Origin of the sequence: Methylobacterium tarhaniae, assembly GCF_001043955.1 — a bacterium.
Lineage (GTDB): Bacteria > Pseudomonadota > Alphaproteobacteria > Rhizobiales > Beijerinckiaceae > Methylobacterium > Methylobacterium tarhaniae.
The window spans coordinates 1-1,000 of sequence record NZ_LABZ01000456.1 but is presented as its reverse complement, the minus strand read 5'-3'; the positions used below and the strand labels follow the sequence as shown (position 1 = coordinate 1,000).

Genomic DNA, 1,000 nt, shown 5'->3' with positions numbered 1-1,000 from the left:
CCAGCTTCGTGTCCATACTCCGCCTTTCCCGCGGGAGCTCAAGGGGGTGAAAAGGCGCACCCCGGCCCCGCCCCCCGGCCCCGTGCGCGCCCGCCGTCCTGGCGGCGATCCGCGCCACCGACGACGCGGTGCGGGCCGCCGAGCTGGCGCTGACCCGCCGCGCGCTGACCTGCGACACCGTTTGCCCGGTTCCGACGCCGCGTCGGGCCGCGATCGAGCCGGCGCCGGCGATCCCGGCGGACGTCGAGCGGCGCCTGACCGGCATCGAGCGCGGCCGCAACGTCGAGCTCACGCTGGCCTGGGAGGGTCCGGCCGACCTCGATCTCCAGGTGGTCTGCCCCGATCGCTCGCGGATCCGGTTCGACCGCCGCGCGGGCTGCGGCGGCCGGCTCGTCGCCGACCAGAACCAGGGCGGCGGAAGCACGGCCAGCCGACCGATCGAGCACGTGATCTGGGATGACGCGCCCGCCCCCGCGGGTCGCTACGGCGTCGAGGTCAGCCTCTATTCCCGCCACGGCGAGGCGCGGCCCGAGGTGCCGTTCCAGGTCGTGCTGTCGCGCCAGGGCCAGGTGATCGAGCAGCGCGCCGGCCGCATCTCCGCCGAGCGGATCGGCCAGGGCGTGCTGACCTTCGAGATGCCGATGCCTTCATCCGCCGCCACCCCGTCCCCGAGCGCCGCCGCTCCCTGACGCTCCCCCGCCCGCTCACGAGACAGTCCCGCAGGCCCGATGTTCGTCGATCCCGTCTCCTTCGGCCCCACGATTCGGCTCGTCCCCCATAGCGGCGTGCAGTTCGTGGAATACGCCTTCCACATCGATGCGGTCGGCCGCCTCTCCCGCCGCTTCGTCGAGCGCGCGGTCGCGGACGCGCCCCGGCCGGACGGGCGCCGGACCTACCGCCTGCTGCCGACCTGGAACGAGGACGATCCGGGCGGCGACGAGATCGAGAGCGCGCAAGGTGAGGACCGGGAATACGCGATCGGCGAGCGCGCCGCCCTCGA

General features: G+C 74.5%; 2 protein-coding genes. Both read left to right on the top strand.

Annotated features, from left to right (window positions below; genetic code table 11):
* The first annotated feature begins 128 nt into the window (after positions 1–128).
* Positions 129–689 carry a hypothetical protein gene (locus VQ03_RS30620; protein WP_208605583.1) on the top strand — a complete coding sequence of 187 codons (561 nt, stop codon included), beginning with the start codon at positions 129–131 and terminating at the stop codon, positions 687–689.
* 39 nt (positions 690–728) lie between these two features.
* Positions 729–1,000: hypothetical protein (locus VQ03_RS30615; protein WP_048454714.1), on the top strand; the 272-nt coding region annotated here is incomplete at its 3' end.